Genomic DNA, 17,051 nt, shown 5'->3' with positions numbered 1-17,051 from the left:
GTGACGCAGGCCTGTATTGCGATTCTAATGAGGCGCTGTCTTACCCTCTACCCTTGTGGGAGAGGGTGGCTCGCCGCGTAGCGGCGAGACGGGTGAGGGATTTCAATCCTCACGAGCAGTCTCGCAATTGGAGAGGACCCCTCATCCGGCGCTTCGCGCCACCTTCTCCCACAAGGGGGGAAGGAAGCAAGAGCACCTACCTGAACACATGCAGCGCGGCGTATTGCAGCAGCATGATCGCCTTGCCGTCGATGATCCTGCCGTCGGCGATCATCGCCAGAGCCTCGTCGATGCCGAGCTCCAGTACCTCGATGTCCTCGCCCTCGTGCTCGAGGCCGCCGCCGTCGCTGACCCGCATGTGCGGCTCGTATTCGGCGACGAAGAAATGCAGCTTCTCCGTGATGGCACCGGGGCTCATGAAGGCTTCGAACACCTTGTGCACGTCGTGCAGGCGATAGCCGGTTTCTTCCTCGGCCTCGGCGCGAATGCGCGCTTCTGGCTCGGCATTGTCAAGCACGCCGGCAGCCGCTTCGATCAGCAGATCGTCGTAACCGCGGATGAAGGCGGGCAGGCGGAACTGACGCACCAGGATCACACTGCGCGCCGCGCGATTGTAAGGCAGGATGGCGGCGGCGTTGTCGCGCTCATAGGTCTCGCGCTTCTGCGTCTGCCACTCGCCATTGGCGCGCCGGTAGTCGAACGTGGTGCTTTTCAACGTGGTCCAGCCGTCGGAGAGCACGCGAACGTCCTTGATGCGGACGCGGTCGGAAATGGTCATTGTTGTCTTTCAGTGTTCGCGGCCGTCGAGCCACTTCTGGAACATCACCGAGGTCGATTCCTCGAACGCCAACGACTGGTAGAACGCGTTCGCCTGCGCATTCTCGCGCCGGACCAGCAGCTGCAGCTTGGCGATGCCGGCCGCGCGCAGCCAGTCTTCGGCGGCCGCCATGATCGCGCGGCCGTAACCGCGCTTGCGGCCATCGGGATCGACGGCGACGTAATAGGCCCAGCCGCGATGGCCGTCATGGCCGACCATGACGGTCGCCACGATCGCGCCCTTGTCGCGGCCAACGAGCACCGTCGAATTCTCGCGCCGCCGTGCCAGCGCGATATCGGCATGCGGATCGTTCCAGGGGCGCGTCAGGCCGCAGCGCTGCCACAGCGCCACCACCGGCTCGACGTCGGAATCGTCGATCGCATCGATCTTGAGAGCGGACATCCCTACAGCACTTTCCCCGGATTCATGATGCCCAGCGGATCGAGCATCGCCTTGATCGATCGCATCAGCTCGATCGCGGTCTTGTCTTTTACCTCGGGCAGCTCGTCGCGCTTGAGCACGCCGATGCCGTGCTCGGCCGAGATCGAGCCGCCCATGCGCAGCACGATCTCGAACACGACGGCGTTCATCTCATGCCAGCGCGCGAGAAATTCAGCGGTGTCGGCGCCGATGGGTTGGCTGACATTGTAGTGCAGATTGCCGTCGCCGAGATGGCCGAACGGCACCGGCCGTGCGCCGGGGATCAGCTTCACGACCGCCGCGTTGGCTTCCTCGATGAAAGCGGGCACCGCGGCGACCGGAACGGAGATGTCGTGCTTGATCGAGCCGCCCTCGGGCTTCTGTGCCGCCGACATCTCTTCGCGCAGCTTCCAGAAATTGTTGCGCTGGGTCAGGTTGGCCGCGATCACGGCGTCGTCGACGATCTCCTCTTCCATGGCGCGGCCGAGGATCGTCTCCAACGGCGTTCGGGCATCGTCGCCGGGGGAAGACAATTCCATCAGCACGCACCAGGGATGCTTCTCGGCGAGTGGATCACGCACGTCGATGCCGTGCCGCACCGAGAAATCCACCGCCATCTCCGACAGCAGCTCGAAGCTCGTCAGCGCATTCGCGGCCTCGCTTTGCGCGATCGTCAGTAGCTTGAGCGCCGCGTCAGGCGATTTCAGTCCGACATAGGCCGTCTCGATCGCCCGCGGCTTCGGAAACAGTTTTAACGTCGCCGCGGTGATGATGCCGAGCGTGCCTTCCGCTCCGATGAAGAGGTTGTGCAGATTATAGCCGGTGTTGTCCTTCTTCAGCTTCGACAGCACGTTGAGCACGCGCCCGTCGGCGAGCACGACTTCCAGCCCCAGCGCCATCTCGCGCGCGACGCCATAGGCGAGCGCGGCGGTGCCGCCGGCATTGGTCGAGAGATTGCCGCCGATGGTGCAGCTGCCTTCCGCGCCCAGCGACAGCGGAAACAGCCGGTCCACATCGGACGCTTTCTGCTGTGCAATCTGCAGCACCACGCCGGCCTCACAAATCATCGTGTTGGAGGCGGTGTCGACCTCGCGGATCTTGTCCAGGCGCCGCAGCGACACCACCACCTCGCCGTTGTGCGGCGTCTGCCCGCCGACCAGGCCGGTATTGCCGCCCTGCGGCACCAGCGCGATTTTGTGCTCCGAGGCGAGCTTGCAGATCGCCGACACTTCCGCGGTCGAGCCCGGCCGCAGCACCAGCGGCGAGTGGCCGTGGAAGAGGTTGCGCTCCTCGGTGACGTAGGCCTCGATATCATCAGCGCCGGTGATCGCGTGGCGATCGCCGACGATCTTGCGGAATTGGTCGATCAGCTCGGGCGCAAGCTGTGGGGTGGCGGATTGATTGATATTCATCGTGTCTTCTTCGCCTTTATCTCTTGCTCATGGTCTCATCGGAAAACCGCCGCACACTTTGCGCTGACGCGGCCCTTCGGGTCCGGATCATGCGCTATCGTGCCACCGCAGCGCGCCGCAGCCGGTCGTTGATCGCTTCGCCCAAGCCTTCTTCAGGAATCGGCATCACGGCGATCGCCCGTGGCGCCTTCGCATCGAGGCTGCGAAGATAGCCGAACAGATTCGCCGCGGCTTCATCGAGATCAGCGGTGGGCGACAAATTCATGACGGCAGCGGCGGCCCCCACACCGGGCAGACGCGCGGGGCCAAAGGCGAGCAGCGCCTCGCCGGGCGCAACGTCCTGCGCCTGAAGCCGCACGGTCGCGCGCGGCGCATAATGCGAGGCCAGCATGCCCGGCGCCAGCGGCTGGCTGTCGTCGCTGTCGGCCTCGACAGGCGGCCGCGCCAGAGGCGCCCCCAGCACGGCTTCGATCCGCTCGCGCGACAGTCCGCCGGGGCGGAGCAGCATCGGCGCCTCGAAGCAACCGACGATCGTCGATTCCACGCCGACCGCAACCGGCCCGCCGTCGATGATCAGGTCGATCCGTCCCGCAAGATCGCTCTCGACATGGGTCGCCAGCGTCGGCGACACATGGCCGGAAATATTGGCGGACGGTGCCACCACCGCCCCGCCGAAGGCGCGCAGGATGGCCTCCGCCACGGGATGCGCGGGAATGCGGATCGCGATGGTGTCGAGCCCCGCGGTGGCGAGATCAGAGACCGGGCAGTTCTCCGTCTTCGGCACCACCAGCGTCAGCGGCCCGGGCCAGAACGCCTCCGCGAGCCTGAGCGCGCGCGCATCGAACCGTCCGATCCGCCGTGCCGCTGCGAGGTCGGGGACATGGGCGATCAGCGGATTGAACGCCGGCCGGCCCTTGGCGCTGTAGATGTGAGCGACCGCGGTGGCATTGGCGGCGTCGGCGCCGAGCCCATAGACCGTCTCGGTCGGAAACGCGACCAGCCCGCCGGCGGCCAGGGTTCGGGCGGCGGCTTCCGCGCCGGCCTCTCCAGCCGGTAAAATCAGCGTTTCAAGACCCGTTTTCACAGGGACAAAATTCCTCTTATCGGCCGCTTGCGGTGCGCCAAACCCGACGCTATAAGCCGGCCTCTTGTCGGAGTGTGGCTCAGCCCGGTAGAGCACTGCGTTCGGGACGCAGGGGTCGCAGGTTCGAATCCTGCCACTCCGACCATTCTTCCAAAAGTTGGCTTTTTCCAAAGGCTTGGCGGACCGGCCGCCAGCGCCTTCAGGGCCCTTTTTGCAACGATTTTGAAGACGGGTCCACGGCCGATTTGGCCCTCGCAGGGTGGCCTGTTCCGGCGGCATGGCTCTTGATGAGCCGGCGCAAGCGGTCGGACGTTGCGCGCTAGGTCAACGGCTTACCGTCGCGTCACCAGCACACCCAGCAGAAACGCCACCATCAGCGATGGCAGCGGCGCTTCGCGGACCATGCCGCGGACGATGTCGGACCAGTGCCGCTCAGGGACGAGTCTTGGCGACCTGATCTCAGGCGCCGGCGCGATGCCCCACGCTGTCGCGAGCTCTGTGATTTCGCTCGAGGCGAGACGCTCGCCGTCGCGAACGCGGAAGATCGCGGCCTCCGCGCGCTCGCGCGGGCTGAGCAGCATCACGGTTGCGATGGCCGTGCGCAGCGTCATCTCGCCAAATCCTTGCAGCCTCACCGACTCCTCGGGCTCGGACGTCATGCAAAATTCCTCACAGCGCGAAGTGGCGCGCGATGGTGAAGGCCATCGTTGCGCACAGGACCAGCGTGGAAACCGCGCCGGCCACGCCACGCGCGAAATGAGCTCGCGTCAGGTGCCTGGTCATGATTTTGCTCCATGCTCACCATGGCAATGGCGGGGCGGAGCGTTGGTTCCCCCTGCGGCGGCGAATGGTGCGCGGTTACTTCCGCAGCAATTCCCGCAAAGCCGCCGTCGCCTCGGCGCATCTGATATCGTCGATCTCCCGGGACAGGCTGAGCGCGCTCGATTTCAGCTCTTCCACCTTCCAGCTTTCCGGATGCTGGCTCTCCAGCTGGCTGAGCCGCTTGTTCAGATCATCCAATCTGGATTGAAGCTGCCCGATGCTGGCGGCTCCATTCACGTTCCAAACGCGTTGTGCACGCATCGTCGTTCCCCTGACTTGTCTCACGGCGTTGTGAGCAGGGTTCGTGGCCGCAATGGGCGTTTCTTTTGTCCGGTCTTAGATAGTGGGGAACCGTTGCAGATTGGCAACGAAAGTTCCTGGAATGCCTGATTGGGCCAGATTCCCGTGCGGCATCAGCTCCAACAGGCGCGGAATGTGCATAGGCGCGGCCAGTATGTGCGGCGGGCCTCGGACCATCCGAGACGCGAATGGGGGCGAACGCGTGGCGAGATTCTTGACTGTGGCGGCCGGCCAGCTTGGTCCGATCGCGAGACGCGAGACGCGAACCGAGGTGGTGGCGCGGCTGATGGCGTTGATGCGCGGGGCCAAGGCCAATGGCTGCGATCTGATCGTCTACCCCGAGCTCGCGCTGACCAGTTTCTTTCCGCGCTGGCATTTTGAGGATCAGGCCGAGATCGACAGCTTCTTCGAACGCGAGATGCCGGGGCCGCAAACGCAAGCGCTGTTCGATCTCGGCCGCGAGCTCGGCATCGGATTTTGTCTCGGCTATGCCGAGCTCACGGTCGAGGCCGGCATGATCCATCGCTACAACGCGTCGATCCTCGTCGACAAAGGCGGCGCGATCGTTGCGAAGTATCGTAAGGTCCATCTGCCCGGTCATGCCGAGCACGAGCCGTGGCGCAAGTTTCAGCATCTGGAGAAGCGCTATTTCGAGCCGGGCTCCGGCTTTGGTGTCGTCGACGCCTTCGGCGGCGTGATGGGAATGGCAATCTGCAACGATCGCCGCTGGAGCGAGACCTATCGGGTGATGGGCTTGCAGGGCGTCGAGATGGTGATGATCGGCTACAACACGCCGGTGCACAATCCGCCGGCTCCGGAGCACGACGATCTCTCGCTGTTCCACAATCATCTGGTGATGCAGTCGGGCGCCTATCAGAACGGCACCTTCGTGGTCGGCGTCGCCAAGGCCGGCGTTGAGGAGGGCGTCGATCATATCGGCGGCAGCTGCATCATCGCGCCATCAGGCGAGATCATCGCGCGATGCACCACCAAGGGCGACGAGCTCGCCTTTGCCCGCTGCGATCTCGATCTCTGCAACTCCTACAAGCGCACGACCTTCAATTTCGATGTTCACCGCCAGCCGCAGGCGTATGGGATGATCGTGGAGCGGAAGGGCGTGGCGACCATGGCCGACGGGACGCAGGTGCGGCGGAAGGAGTGATGGCATTCTCCGTCATTCCGGGGCGATGCGCAGCATCGGGTCCGGAATCCATCGGGCCGCCAGTCGCGCTGTGAAATGGATTCCGGGTCTGCGCCGAGAGCCGCATCCCGGAATGACGCGGAAAGGCAGTATGCGTCTCCGATCTCGTGCCCCGGACGCAGTGCAGCGTCTCTTCGACGATGCACTGCAGAGCCGGGGCCCACGTCTCCGAGCATTCCGTGTGGCGTGGGTCCCGGCTCTGCGCAGCAGCGTTGCGCGCTGCAGCTCGTCCGGGACACGGGGATCACGACCAGCCTGCTGCCCGAGCCTCAATCACAACCACGTGTCTTTATTTGGGAACAGTCATTCCCTATTATTCCGCAATGCAAAAAGCTGCCCGAAAATCCGAGCCATCGGCCCATCTCCCCGGTCGCCCCCGGGAGTTCGACATGGACACCGCGCTGGACGGCGCGATCAGGGTGTTTTGCGAGCGCGGCTATCATGCCACTTCGATCGGAGAGCTGACGGCGGCGATGCGGCTTGCCACCGGCAGCGTATACAAGGCGTTTCGCGACAAGCACGCCGTCTTTCTCGCCGCGTTCGAGCGCTACGTCGCGGTGCGGAGCGAGCAGACCCGCCGTGCAGCGGCACGCGGCGCCAATGGTCGCGAGCGGGTGCGCAACGTCCTTGAGTCCTATGTCGAGCACTCGCAAGGCGCGGAGGGGCGCCGCGGCTGCATCGTGGTCGGCAGCGCGGTCGAGCTGTCGGCGGTCGATCCGGTGATGCGTGCGCGCGTGACGGCGCAGCTCAAGACCAACGAAAGTTTCATCGCCGGCCTCATTCGCGAGGGCCACGCCGACGGCTCGATCCCCGATCAAGTCGACGCCGACGATACCGCGCGGCTGGTGATCTGCATGACGCAGGGCTTGCGCGTGGTCGGGAAGGCACGCCTGCCGCTCGACGGCGAGCGCCTGGTCGGCGTCGCGATGAAGCTGCTTGCCTGAATTCTTGTCACATTAGGAAATGAGCGTTTCCTATATCGAAAATCCTGTATGGAAGTCCCGGAGAGTTTGGAATGACGATGAATGCCACGATCGACGCCGCCCCCGAGCCGGATGCGGTGTCGCAACGACTGACCTTCGTGCTTGCCGCGGCCTGTGGCATGGTCGCCGCCAACATCTACTATGCCCAGCCGCTGATCGCGCCGATCAGCGCCGCGCTCGGCCTGTCGCACGCGGCGGCGGGACTGATCGTGACCATGACGCAGATCGGCTATGGCACGGGACTGCTGTTTATCGTGCCGCTCGGCGATCTCGTCGAGAACCGCACCTTGATCTGCACCGTCATTGCGCTCGGCGCGGCGGCGCTGGTCGCAGCCGGCTTTGCCACCCACGCGGTGCCGTTCCTGATCGCGGCGCTGTTGATCGGCCTCGGCTCGGTCGCAGTGCAGATCATCATTCCCTACGCCGCCCATCTGGCGCCGGAGGCCAGTCGCGGCAGGGTTGTCGGCAACGTCTCGACCGGATTGATGCTCGGCATCATGCTGGCGCGACCGGCCTCGAGCTTCGTCACCGCGGCGCTGTCGTGGCACGCGGTGTTCTTCTGCTCGGCGGCGTTGATGATCGCCTTGATCGTCGTGCTGCGCCTGACGCTGCCGCAGCGCAAGCCGGTGGCGCGGATGCACTACGGCGATTTGCTGCTGTCGATGCCGCATCTGGTGCGGACCATGCCGCTGCTGCGGCGCCGGGCGCTCTACCAGGCCGGCCTGTTCGGCGCCTTCGCCCTGTTCTGGACCGTCATCCCGCTGCAGCTTGCCGGCCAGTTCGGCTTCACCCAGAGCGGCATCGCGCTGTTCGCGCTCGCCGGCGTCTCGGGCGTGTTCGCGGCGCCGATCGCGGGGCGGCTCGCCGATCGCGGCCACAGCCGCATCGCCACGCTCGCCGCGATGCTGTTCGTCGCCCTCGGCTTCCTCGTCACCCATGTCGGTGCGGCCGGATCGATGCTCAATCTCGCCTGTCTCGTCGTCGCCGCGATCGCGATCGATTTCGGCGTGCAGGGCAATGTCGTCCTGGGCTTCCGCGCCATCTTCGTGCTCGGGCATGAGCACCGCAGCCGCCTCAACGGCCTCTATATGGCGACGTTCTTCGCCGCCGGTGCGGCCGGATCTGCGATCGGCGCCTAGGCATTCGTCCAAGGCGGCTGGACGCTGGCCTCGGCCATTGGCCTTGCGCTGCCGGTCGCGAGCCTGATCTATGCCACGACCGAGTAGCGGTACGATTGTGTGACGCAGCGGTTTACCAGGCTCTGATCGTCGGCCCAATGGCGCAATTTGCGCCTCGCAGATTTCCTGCGGCTGTAGTACTTTGGTCGCAAGCGGCCTGGTTAACGGCGGCAGGGGAGGCCCTATGAGGCGTGCGGGACTGGTTGGCGTACCGCGAGTACGGCCATGGTCGTGGCAGGCATTTCTGCTCGGATTTGTTTCGGTCGCAGTATCGGCTGCGCTTCAAGGCGTCTGCGTCGCGTTCGGCGCCAAGCTCTATTTCGCAACATTCCTGCCGAGCCTGTTCGTGCTCTGCCTCGTCGCGGGCGCGCCGGCGGCCATCTTCGCCGCCTTGCTCACCGTTCCGGTGGTGTGGTGGGCCTTCATGCCTCCGGTGTTCGAGATCACCCCGCTGACCGCCGCTGACGCGGATTCCATCAACCTGTTCTTCCTGCTTGCCGTGCTCCTGATCGGCCTTGCCGATCTCTGCCGCAAGGCTTCGGCCCTCGTCAGCCGCGGCGGGTTGAAGGCGCCAGGCAAGAGCGCGGCAACGAATTCGCAATAGACGGCGGGTGCGCGATCAGGCCGTTGCGCTCGCGCAACAGTCCGGCAACCATCCGCGCAGCCGGATCGCGCCGCTAACTTTTCGAAAAAGATTTGGCCGCAATTTCTCCCGCGGGAATACGAGGGAGTTTTCGTCATGAACGGGCACGCCATTTTCGAGAACGTGCGCCGCTACCGCGGCATCGCATCGCTCTATCGCCAGACCGCGGCGTTTCGTCCGAGCCAGCGCTGGTCGCTGTTGGAGCAGGCGGGCGAATGGGAAGCCCGCGCTCTTTTGGAGCTGGAAGCCTATTTCGCCGCGCGCACCGATTTCGCCGCACCGCGCGCCGCCTGATCATGAACGATCGCGGGCCTGCGTGCCGTCAGGATACGTGGGCCATACGGAGTTGCGCCGTCGGCCCGGTATGCTAGCCATACGCCCGACCCATTCCATCGAGACCACCGGGCCCCGCGATGACCACCTTCAACCGCATCTTCACGACGGAGCGCCTGCTCCAGATCATCGTCATTCTGGCGGCGACGATCGCGATGAAGCTGATGGGCTGAACGCGGCGCTGGCGCTCTCGCCGAGAGCGGGCACTTCGGGCAGATAGTTCGCGCCTTCCGAGCCCAAAAAGTCGAACATCGCCTGCGCCGGCGGCAGCAGCACCTTGTCGCTGCGGCGGATCACGTACCATTGCCGGACGATCGGCAGTCCCGCGACGTCGAGCACGACGAGGCGGCCCTCGGCGAGCTCATGCGCCACGGTGTGCGCCGAGATGAAGGCGATGCCGAGCCCGGCAATCACCGCCTGCTTGATGGTCTCGTTGCTGCTCATCTCCATGCCGATGATCGGCTCGAGATCGGACCGCTGGAACATCCCCTCCATCAGCGTGCGGGTGCCGGATCCCGGCTCGCGCGTGAGGAAGGTCTCGTGCACGAGGTCGGTCAGGCTCAGCCCGGAATCCTTCTCCAGCCAGTGCCCCTTGCGCGCGACGATGATGTGCGGATTGCGCCCGAGCTGGCGCACGTCGACGCTGACGTCGGCCGGCGGCCGGCCCATCACGGCGAAATCGAGCTCATAGCCGTGCATGGCCTCGCGGATATCCTCGCGGTTGCCGATGGTGAGCTTGATCTCGATTTTCGGGAAGCGCTTGGAGAAGGCCGCGATCGCGTGCGGCACGAAATATTTTGCGGTCGAGACCGCGCCGAGATGCACCGTGCCGCCGGTCCTGCCGGCGAGCAGGTCGAGCGCGCCCTGGCAGTCGGCGATCGCAGCTTCGACGCGCTCGGCGAGCGCCAGAACCTCCCGGCCTGCCTCGGTCAGCAGCATGCCGTCGCCGGTCCGCTGCACCAGCTGCAAACCGGCAAGGTCCTGAAGCTGCCGGAGCTGCTGCGTCACCGCCGGCTGGGTCAGCCCAAGCTGGGTCGAGGCCGCCGTCACGCTGCCCTTGGCTGACAGCGCCGCAAGCGAGCGCAACTGCCGGATCGTCAGATGCCGGAGTTGGGTCGCCGCATGGCCGGAACCATTATAAGGAAATTCTTTGGCACTCATTATGATTAGAAATTTTCCTTATTAAGCCGCCCCTGTCAATCTCAACGTGTTGGGACAGACCGCCCGACCTCCCGAAGGGAGGGAACCGGATGCGGCGCCGACAAGGGGATGGACGCAGATGACCGGGCAACTCAGGCTGGACGACCGCCTTCAACGCTATTCCGAGACGGCCCCGCACGCGTTGGCTGTGGCGGCCGCAGTCGACGCCATCGCAACCGCCGCGATCGAGATCGCCGACCTCATCGCGACAGGCGATCTCGCCGATGCCTCCGGCCTGACCACCGGACGCAACAGCGACGGCGACATCCAGCGCGACCTCGACGTTCAGGCCGATGCGATCCTGCGCCGCTGCCTCGGCAAGCTGCCCATCGCGGCACTGGCGTCAGAGGAGATGCGCGAGCCGCAGATCGGCGACCGCGCAGCCAAAATCTGTGTTGCGATCGATCCGCTCGATGGTTCGACCAACATCGACCTCAACATGACCGTCGGCACGATCTTCTCGATCCTGCCCGCACCTGATGATCTCGGCCTCGCTTTCCATCAACGCGGTTGTGCGCAACTGGGGGCAGGCTTCGTCACCTACGGTCCGCAGACCTCACTGGTGCTGACGCTCGGCGAGGGCGTCGACATCTTCACTCTCGATCGCAAGGCCGGCTGCTTCCGTCTCGCGCGCAGCGCCGTGCAGATCTCCGAGACCTGCGAGGAGTTTGCGATCAACGTCTCCAACCGTCGTCACTGGGAAACGCCGGTGCGCGCGTTCATCGACGAATGTCTCGCCGGTGTCGAAGGACCCGCCAACCACGATTTCAACATGCGCTGGATCGGCTCGCTGGTGGCGGAGACCTATCGCATCCTCACCCGCGGGGGCGTGTTCCTCTATCCCTCCGATGCGCGGCCCGGCTACGGCGATGGCCGTCTGCGCCTCGTCTACGAGGCCCACCCGATGGCCATGATCATGGAGCAAGCCGGCGGCTCGGCCTCCACCGGGCGCGAGCGCATCCTCGATTTGTCTGCGCAAAACCTGCACCAGCGCGTGCCGCTGGTCATGGGCTCCAGCAACGAGGTGCGCCGCGTCGCCGAACTGCATTGCGATCCGCTGCTGGCCGCCGGCGTCTCCGCACCGCTGTTCGCGCGGCGCGGCTTCTTCCGGCTGTGAGCGAGGCGTCCCATGTCCAGGAAGCACCCGATCATCTCGATCACCGGCTCCTCCGGCGCCGGCACCACCTCCGTCAAGAAGACGTTCGAGCAGATCTTCTTCCGTGAAAAGGTCAACGCCGTCTACATCGAGGGCGATGCGTTCCATCGCTACGACCGCGCCGAGATGCGCGCGCAGATGGCGACGGAGGCGGAACGCGGCAACAAGCATTTCAGCCATTTCAGCCCCGAGACCAATCTGTTCGAAGAGCTGGAGCGGGCCTTCCGCGACTATGGCGAGACCGGCACGGCGGTGACACGGCACTATGTGCATGACGCCGACGAATCCGCGCTCCATGGCGCGGCGCCCGGCACCTTCACCGAATGGGAGCGGCTGCCGGAGAACTCGGACTTGTTGTTCTACGAGGGCCTGCACGGCGCCGTCGTCACTGACAGGGTGAATGTCGCACGCTACGCCGACCTCAAGATCGGCGTCGTGCCCGTCATCAATCTCGAATGGATCCAGAAGCTGCATCGCGACCGCAGCGCGCGGGGCTATTCGACCGAGGCCGTCACCGACACGATCCTGCGGCGGATGCCTGACTACATCCATTACATCTGCCCGCAATTCACCGAGACCGACATCAATTTCCAGCGGGTGCCGACGGTGGACACGTCCAATCCGTTCATCGCGCGCTGGATCCCGACGCCAGACGAATCGATGGTCGTGATCCGCTTCAAGAATCCGCGCGGCATCGATTTTCCCTATCTGCTCTCGATGCTGCCGCACAGCTGGATGTCGCGCGCGAATTCGATCGTGTGCCCCGGCGCGAAGCTCGACCTCGCCATGCAACTCATCCTGACGCCGCTCATCATGCAGCTGATCGAGCGCAAGCGCAGCCTGAAGTGATCCGAAAGGATCAACAATTGGAGGATCTGATGAACATCTCGGTTCATGCCGACGCCGACCTCACGGCGGTCGCGCACAGCGATCTCGCCAACGCCGTCCGCTTCCTCGCGGTCGATGCCATCGAGACCTCGCAATCAGGTCATCCCGGCCTGCCCATGGGCATGGCCGACGTCGCGACCGTGCTGTTCTCGCGCTTCCTCAAATTCGATTCCGCGCATCCGAGCTGGCCGGACCGGGATCGCTTCGTGCTGTCGGCCGGCCACGGCTCGATGCTGCTCTACGCCTTGCTGCATCTCACCGGCGGCGATGTCAGCCTCGACGACATCAAGGCCTTCAGGCAATGGGGATCCAAGACGCCGGGGCATCCGGAATATGGCCACACGCCCGGCGTCGAGACCACGACAGGACCGCTCGGGCAAGGGATCGCGACTGCGGTGGGTATGGCGCTCGCCGAGCGCATGGCCAATGCGCGGCACGGCGACGGCCTCGTCGATCACTTCACCTATGTGATCGCTGGCGACGGCTGCTTGATGGAAGGCATCAGCCAGGAGGCGATCTCGCTTGCCGGCCATCTCGGGCTCGGCCGCCTGATCGTGTTGTTCGATGACAACGGCATCTCGATTGATGGACCGACGTCGCTCGCGACCTCGGATGACCAACTGGCGCGCTTCGCTGCATCAGGCTGGTCGGTGCGTCGCGTCGACGGGCACGATCCCGAAGCCGTTGCGCAGGCGATCGCGGAAGAACGTGAAACCGCAAAGCCTTCGTTGATCGCCTGCCGCACCATCATCGGCTACGGCGCGCCGGACCGTCAGGGCACCGAGAAGGCGCATGGCGCTCCGCTCGGCACCGAGCAGGCCGCGGCGGCTCGGCGCACGCTGGGTTGGGACTATCAGCCCTTCGTCGTGCCTGTCACCGTCGCAAAGGCGTGGCGGATGATCGGGCAGCGCGGGCAGGTCGAACGCCTCGCCTGGCTCGACCGCTATGAAGACGCAACGCCGGAGCAGCGGGACCTCTTCATCGAGGGCAGGGCGGTTGCCCTGCCGGACGCCTATGCCCGGGCCTCGGCGAAATTGCGCGAGCGCTTTGCCACCGAGCGTCCCAAGCTGGCGACGCGGCAAGCCTCGCAGCAGGTGCTCGACGCCATCGCGGGGACCATTCCCGGCCTGGTCGGTGGCTCCGCGGACCTGACGCATTCGAATTTGACGCACGCCAAGACGCAGGCGCCTGTGAAGCGCGAGGCGTTCGCCGGCAACTACATCCATTATGGGATCCGCGAGCATGGCATGGCCGCCGCGATGAACGGCCTCGCGCTGCACGGCGGCTTCATTCCCTATGGCGGCACGTTCCTCGCGTTCTCCGATTATAGCCGGCCCGCGATCCGCCTTGCGGCCCTGATGCGGCTGCGCGTCATCCATGTGATGACGCACGACTCCATCGGACTCGGGGAGGATGGTCCGACGCATCAACCGGTCGAGCATCTTGCCGCGCTGCGCGTCATTCCCAACCTGCTGGTGTTTCGTCCCGCCGACGCGGTCGAGACGCTGGAGGCGTGGGACTGCGCACTGGCAGCAGAGGATCGTCCCTCCGTGCTGTGCCTGTCGCGCCAGGCGTTGCCGACCTTCCGCAGCGATGCGCGCGGCAAGAACCGCGTCGCGCGCGGCGCCTATCTGATCGTCTCGCCCGATGGCGGTCGCGACGTGACGTTGATGGCCACAGGTTCGGAGGTCTCGATCGCCCTCGAAGCCGCCCGCCTGCTTGCGACCGAGCATGTCCGCGCGGCTGTCGTGTCGGCACCGTGCTTCGCATTGTTCGAGGAACAGCCGGATGATTATCGCACCGCCGTTCTCGGCACCGCGCCGCGCGTCGGCGTCGAGGCGGCTGTCGCCGGCGATTGGCATCGCTGGATCGGCACGGACGGCGAGTTCGTCGGCATGCGCGGCTTCGGCGCTTCGGCGCCGGCGCCGGTGCTTTACCGCGAGTTCGGCATCACGGCGCAAAGCGTCGCTGAGGCCGCCCGGCGGACGATTGCCCGCGCTCGCAAGCCATAACAGGAGGAAGTCCCGTGGCCCGTATCACCCTTCGCCAATTGCTCGACCATGCCGCGACCCATGGCTACGCGGTGCCGGCGTTCAACATCAACAATATGGAGCAGGGCATCGCGATCATGCAGGCGGCGGCCGAGGTCGATGCGCCCGTCATCATCCAGGCCTCGCGCGGCGCGCGCAGCTATGCCGGCGATCTCATGCTTTCGCACATGATCGATGCGCTCGAGCGGACCTATCCGGATATCCCGCTCTGCATGCATCAGGACCACGGCAATGACGAGGCGACCTGCGCCTCGGCGATCGCGCACGGCTTCACCTCGGTGATGATGGACGGCTCGCTCAAGGCCGATGCCAAGACGGCCGCCGACTACGACTACAACGTCGCCATCACCCGCCGCGTCGTCGATCTCGCTCACTGGGTCGGCGCCTCCGTCGAAGGTGAGCTCGGCGTGCTCGGCTCGCTCGAACATGGCGGCGGCGAGCAGGAGGACGGTCACGGCGTCGAGGGCAAGGTCAGCCACGACCAGCTCTTGACCGACCCCGATCAGGCCGTCGATTTCGTCCGCGCCACCAAGGTCGATGCGCTCGCGATCGCGATGGGCACCTCGCACGGCGCCTACAAATTCAGCCGCAAGCCCGATGGCGATATCCTGGCGATGCGGGTGGTCGAGGAGATCCATCGCCGGCTGCCGAACACGCATCTGGTGATGCACGGCTCCTCGTCGGTGCCGCAGCCGCTCCAGGACATGTTCAACCAGTTCGGCGGCGAGATGCCGCAGACCTGGGGCGTGCCGGTGGAAGAGATCGTGCGCGGCATCAAGAGCGGCGTGCGCAAGGTCAACATCGACACGGATTGCCGCCTGGCGATGACCGCGGTGTTCCGGAAGGTGGCCGCGCAAGCGCGCTCCGAGTTCGATCCGCGCAAATTCCTCAAGCCGGCGATGGATGCGATGCGCGAGCTCTGCCGCGACCGTTTCGAGCAGTTCGGCACGGCGGGGCATGCCAGCAAGATCAAGGTCATCCCGATGAGCGAGATGGCACGACGCTACCGCGCCGGTGAGCTCGACCCGCGCGCCGGCACGCGCGAGCCGGTCGCAGCCTAGTGATTCAGAGAGAGAAGAGCAGGAGAGAGCCATGAATGCACATGCTGGAACCGTCCGCGGCAAAGAGCGCTATCGCTCGGGCACGATGGAATATGCGCGCATGGGCTATTGGGAGCCCGAATATACGCCAAATGACACCGACGTCATCGCGCTGTTCCGCGTCACGCCGCAGGATGGCGTCGATCCGATCGAGGCGTCGGCGGCGGTGGCCGGTGAGTCCTCCACCGCAACCTGGACCGTGGTGTGGACCGATCGCCTGACCGCCGCGGAAAAATACCGCGCCAAGTGCTATCGCGTCGATCCGGTCCCTGGCACGCCTGGCTCGTATTTCGCCTACATCGCCTATGACCTCGATCTGTTCGAGCCGGGCTCGATCGCCAACCTCTCGGCGTCCATCATCGGCAACGTCTTCGGCTTCAAGCCGCTGAAGGCGCTACGCCTGGAGGACATGCGTTTCCCGGTCGCGTATGTGAAGACGTTCCAGGGGCCTGCCACCGGCATCGTGGTCGAGCGCGAGCGGCTCGACAAGTTCGGCCGGCCGCTGCTCGGCGCAACCGTGAAGCCCAAGCTCGGCCTTTCGGGCCGCAATTACGGCCGCGTCGTCTATGAGGCGCTGAAGGGCGGGCTCGACTTCACCAAGGACGACGAGAACATCAATTCGCAGCCCTTCATGCACTGGCGCGATCGCTTCCTCTATTGCATGGAGGCGGTGAACCGCGCACAGGCCGCCTCCGGCGAGGTCAAGGGCACGTACCTCAACGTCACCGCTGCTACGATGGAGGACATGTACGAGCGCGCGGAGTTCGCCAAGGAGCTCGGCTCGGTCATCGTCATGATCGACCTCGTGATCGGCTACACCGCGATCCAGTCGATGGCGAAATGGGCGCGTCGCAACGACATGATCCTGCATCTGCACCGCGCCGGTCATTCGACCTATACGCGGCAGAAGAGCCACGGCGTGTCGTTCCGCGTCATCGCGAAATGGATGCGGCTCGCCGGCGTCGACCACATCCATGCCGGCACCGTGGTCGGCAAGCTCGAGGGCGATCCCAACACCACGCGCGGCTATTACGATGTTTGCCGCGAGGAGTTCAACCCGACCAGGCTCGAGCACGGCATCTTCTTCGATCAATCCTGGGCGAGCCTGAACAAGATGATGCCCGTCGCCTCCGGCGGCATCCATGCCGGCCAGATGCACCAACTGCTCAATCTGCTCGGTGAGGACGTCGTGCTGCAATTCGGCGGCGGCACCATCGGCCATCCCATGGGGATTGCGGCGGGCGCGATCGCCAACCGCGTGGCTCTGGAAGCGATGATCCTCGCCCGCAACGAGGGACGCGACTACGTCCATGAAGGCCCCGAGATCCTGGCCAAGGCCGCGCAGACCTGCACACCGCTGAAGTCCGCGCTCGAAGTCTGGAAGGACGTCACCTTCAACTATCAATCCACCGACACGCCGGACTTCGTGCCGACGGCGCTCGAAACCGTCTGAGGAGTTCTCA

At 65.2% G+C, this 17,051-nt stretch carries 16 protein-coding genes, 1 tRNA gene and 1 pseudogene; 11 read left to right on the top strand and 7 right to left on the bottom strand.

The window, feature by feature from the left end:
* Window positions 1–196: 196 nt before the first annotated feature.
* The 4 genes from XH91_RS26140 to XH91_RS26125 form a co-directional block, all read right to left on the bottom strand.
* Window positions 197–778, bottom strand: a complete 582-nt coding sequence (locus tag XH91_RS26140; RefSeq protein WP_128953253.1) for an NUDIX hydrolase — start codon at window positions 776–778, stop codon at window positions 197–199.
* A 9-nt stretch (window positions 779–787) separates the two neighbouring features.
* Window positions 788–1,219, bottom strand: a complete 432-nt coding sequence (locus tag XH91_RS26135; protein WP_128953252.1) for a GNAT family acetyltransferase — start codon at window positions 1,217–1,219, stop codon at window positions 788–790.
* Window positions 1,220–1,221: 2 nt separating this feature from the next.
* Window positions 1,222–2,649 carry an FAD-binding oxidoreductase gene (locus tag XH91_RS26130; RefSeq protein WP_128953251.1) on the bottom strand — a complete coding sequence of 476 codons (1,428 nt, stop codon included), beginning with the start codon at window positions 2,647–2,649 and terminating at the stop codon, window positions 1,222–1,224.
* Window positions 2,650–2,743: 94 nt separating this feature from the next.
* Window positions 2,744–3,733, bottom strand: a complete 990-nt coding sequence (locus XH91_RS26125) for an L-threonylcarbamoyladenylate synthase (RefSeq protein ID WP_128953250.1) — start codon at window positions 3,731–3,733, stop codon at window positions 2,744–2,746.
* Between the two features lie 68 nt (window positions 3,734–3,801).
* Between XH91_RS26125 and XH91_RS26120 the strand changes: the two genes are divergently transcribed.
* Window positions 3,802–3,878 (top strand) — tRNA-Pro (locus tag XH91_RS26120).
* A 187-nt stretch (window positions 3,879–4,065) separates the two neighbouring features.
* Here the strand turns inward: XH91_RS26120 and XH91_RS26115 are convergent.
* Together XH91_RS26115 and XH91_RS26110 are read right to left on the bottom strand one after the other, a co-directional pair.
* Window positions 4,066–4,392, bottom strand: a complete 327-nt coding sequence (locus tag XH91_RS26115) for a hypothetical protein (protein ID WP_128953249.1) — start codon at window positions 4,390–4,392, stop codon at window positions 4,066–4,068.
* Between the two features lie 199 nt (window positions 4,393–4,591).
* Window positions 4,592–4,816, bottom strand: coding sequence for a hypothetical protein (locus XH91_RS26110; RefSeq protein ID WP_128953248.1), 225 nt, complete (start codon window positions 4,814–4,816; stop codon window positions 4,592–4,594).
* A 241-nt stretch (window positions 4,817–5,057) separates the two neighbouring features.
* On the opposite strand from XH91_RS26110, the gene XH91_RS26105 reads away from it, so the two are divergent.
* The 5 genes and pseudogenes from XH91_RS26105 to XH91_RS26085 all read left to right on the top strand — a co-directional run bounded on the left by XH91_RS26105 (window position 5,058) and on the right by XH91_RS26085 (window position 9,154).
* Window positions 5,058–6,017, top strand: coding sequence for an N-carbamoyl-D-amino-acid hydrolase (locus XH91_RS26105; RefSeq protein ID WP_128953247.1), 960 nt, complete (start codon window positions 5,058–5,060; stop codon window positions 6,015–6,017).
* 428 nt (window positions 6,018–6,445) lie between these two features.
* Window positions 6,446–7,000 (top strand): TetR/AcrR family transcriptional regulator, encoded by a 555-nt coding sequence (locus XH91_RS26100; protein ID WP_245477203.1) that lies wholly within the window; start codon window positions 6,446–6,448, stop codon window positions 6,998–7,000.
* 71 nt (window positions 7,001–7,071) lie between these two features.
* Window positions 7,072–8,265: pseudogene (locus tag XH91_RS26095) on the top strand (MFS transporter).
* A 136-nt stretch (window positions 8,266–8,401) separates the two neighbouring features.
* Window positions 8,402–8,821: a DUF4118 domain-containing protein gene (locus XH91_RS26090; RefSeq protein ID WP_128953245.1), complete on the top strand. Its 420-nt coding sequence runs from the start codon at window positions 8,402–8,404 to the stop codon at window positions 8,819–8,821.
* A 135-nt stretch (window positions 8,822–8,956) separates the two neighbouring features.
* The gene (locus tag XH91_RS26085) at window positions 8,957–9,154 is read left to right on the top strand and encodes a hypothetical protein (RefSeq protein WP_128953244.1); all 198 of its coding nucleotides are present in this window, start codon (window positions 8,957–8,959) and stop codon (window positions 9,152–9,154) included.
* 171 nt (window positions 9,155–9,325) lie between these two features.
* Here XH91_RS26085 and XH91_RS26080 read toward each other — a convergent pair whose 3' ends face one another.
* Entirely contained in the window at window positions 9,326–10,354 is a 1,029-nt protein-coding gene (locus tag XH91_RS26080; RefSeq protein ID WP_128953243.1) for a LysR family transcriptional regulator, read from the bottom strand.
* 118 nt (window positions 10,355–10,472) lie between these two features.
* On the opposite strand from XH91_RS26080, the gene XH91_RS26075 reads away from it, so the two are divergent.
* From XH91_RS26075 to XH91_RS26055, 5 genes are read left to right on the top strand one after another with little or no spacing between them, the layout of a single operon-like run.
* A complete protein-coding gene (locus XH91_RS26075) occupies window positions 10,473–11,510 on the top strand; it encodes a class 1 fructose-bisphosphatase (protein WP_128953242.1) in 1,038 nt (345 codons plus the stop codon).
* 12 nt (window positions 11,511–11,522) lie between these two features.
* Window positions 11,523–12,398 carry a phosphoribulokinase gene (locus tag XH91_RS26070; protein ID WP_128953241.1) on the top strand — a complete coding sequence of 292 codons (876 nt, stop codon included), beginning with the start codon at window positions 11,523–11,525 and terminating at the stop codon, window positions 12,396–12,398.
* Between the two features lie 29 nt (window positions 12,399–12,427).
* Entirely contained in the window at window positions 12,428–14,449 is a 2,022-nt protein-coding gene (gene tkt / locus XH91_RS26065; protein ID WP_128953240.1) for a transketolase, read from the top strand.
* A gap of 14 nt (window positions 14,450–14,463) precedes the next feature.
* Window positions 14,464–15,549 carry a class II fructose-bisphosphate aldolase gene (gene fba, locus XH91_RS26060; RefSeq protein ID WP_128953239.1) on the top strand — a complete coding sequence of 362 codons (1,086 nt, stop codon included), beginning with the start codon at window positions 14,464–14,466 and terminating at the stop codon, window positions 15,547–15,549.
* 31 nt (window positions 15,550–15,580) lie between these two features.
* The gene (locus XH91_RS26055; RefSeq protein ID WP_128953238.1) at window positions 15,581–17,041 is read left to right on the top strand and encodes a form I ribulose bisphosphate carboxylase large subunit; all 1,461 of its coding nucleotides are present in this window, start codon (window positions 15,581–15,583) and stop codon (window positions 17,039–17,041) included.
* The last annotated feature ends 10 nt before the right edge of the window (window positions 17,042–17,051 follow it).

It is taken from the genome of Bradyrhizobium guangzhouense (assembly GCF_004114955.1).
Taxonomy (GTDB): Bacteria; Pseudomonadota; Alphaproteobacteria; order Rhizobiales; family Xanthobacteraceae; genus Bradyrhizobium; species Bradyrhizobium guangzhouense.
The sequence above is the reverse complement of the archived record's forward strand: the minus strand, read 5'-3'. Positions and strand labels throughout refer to the sequence as shown.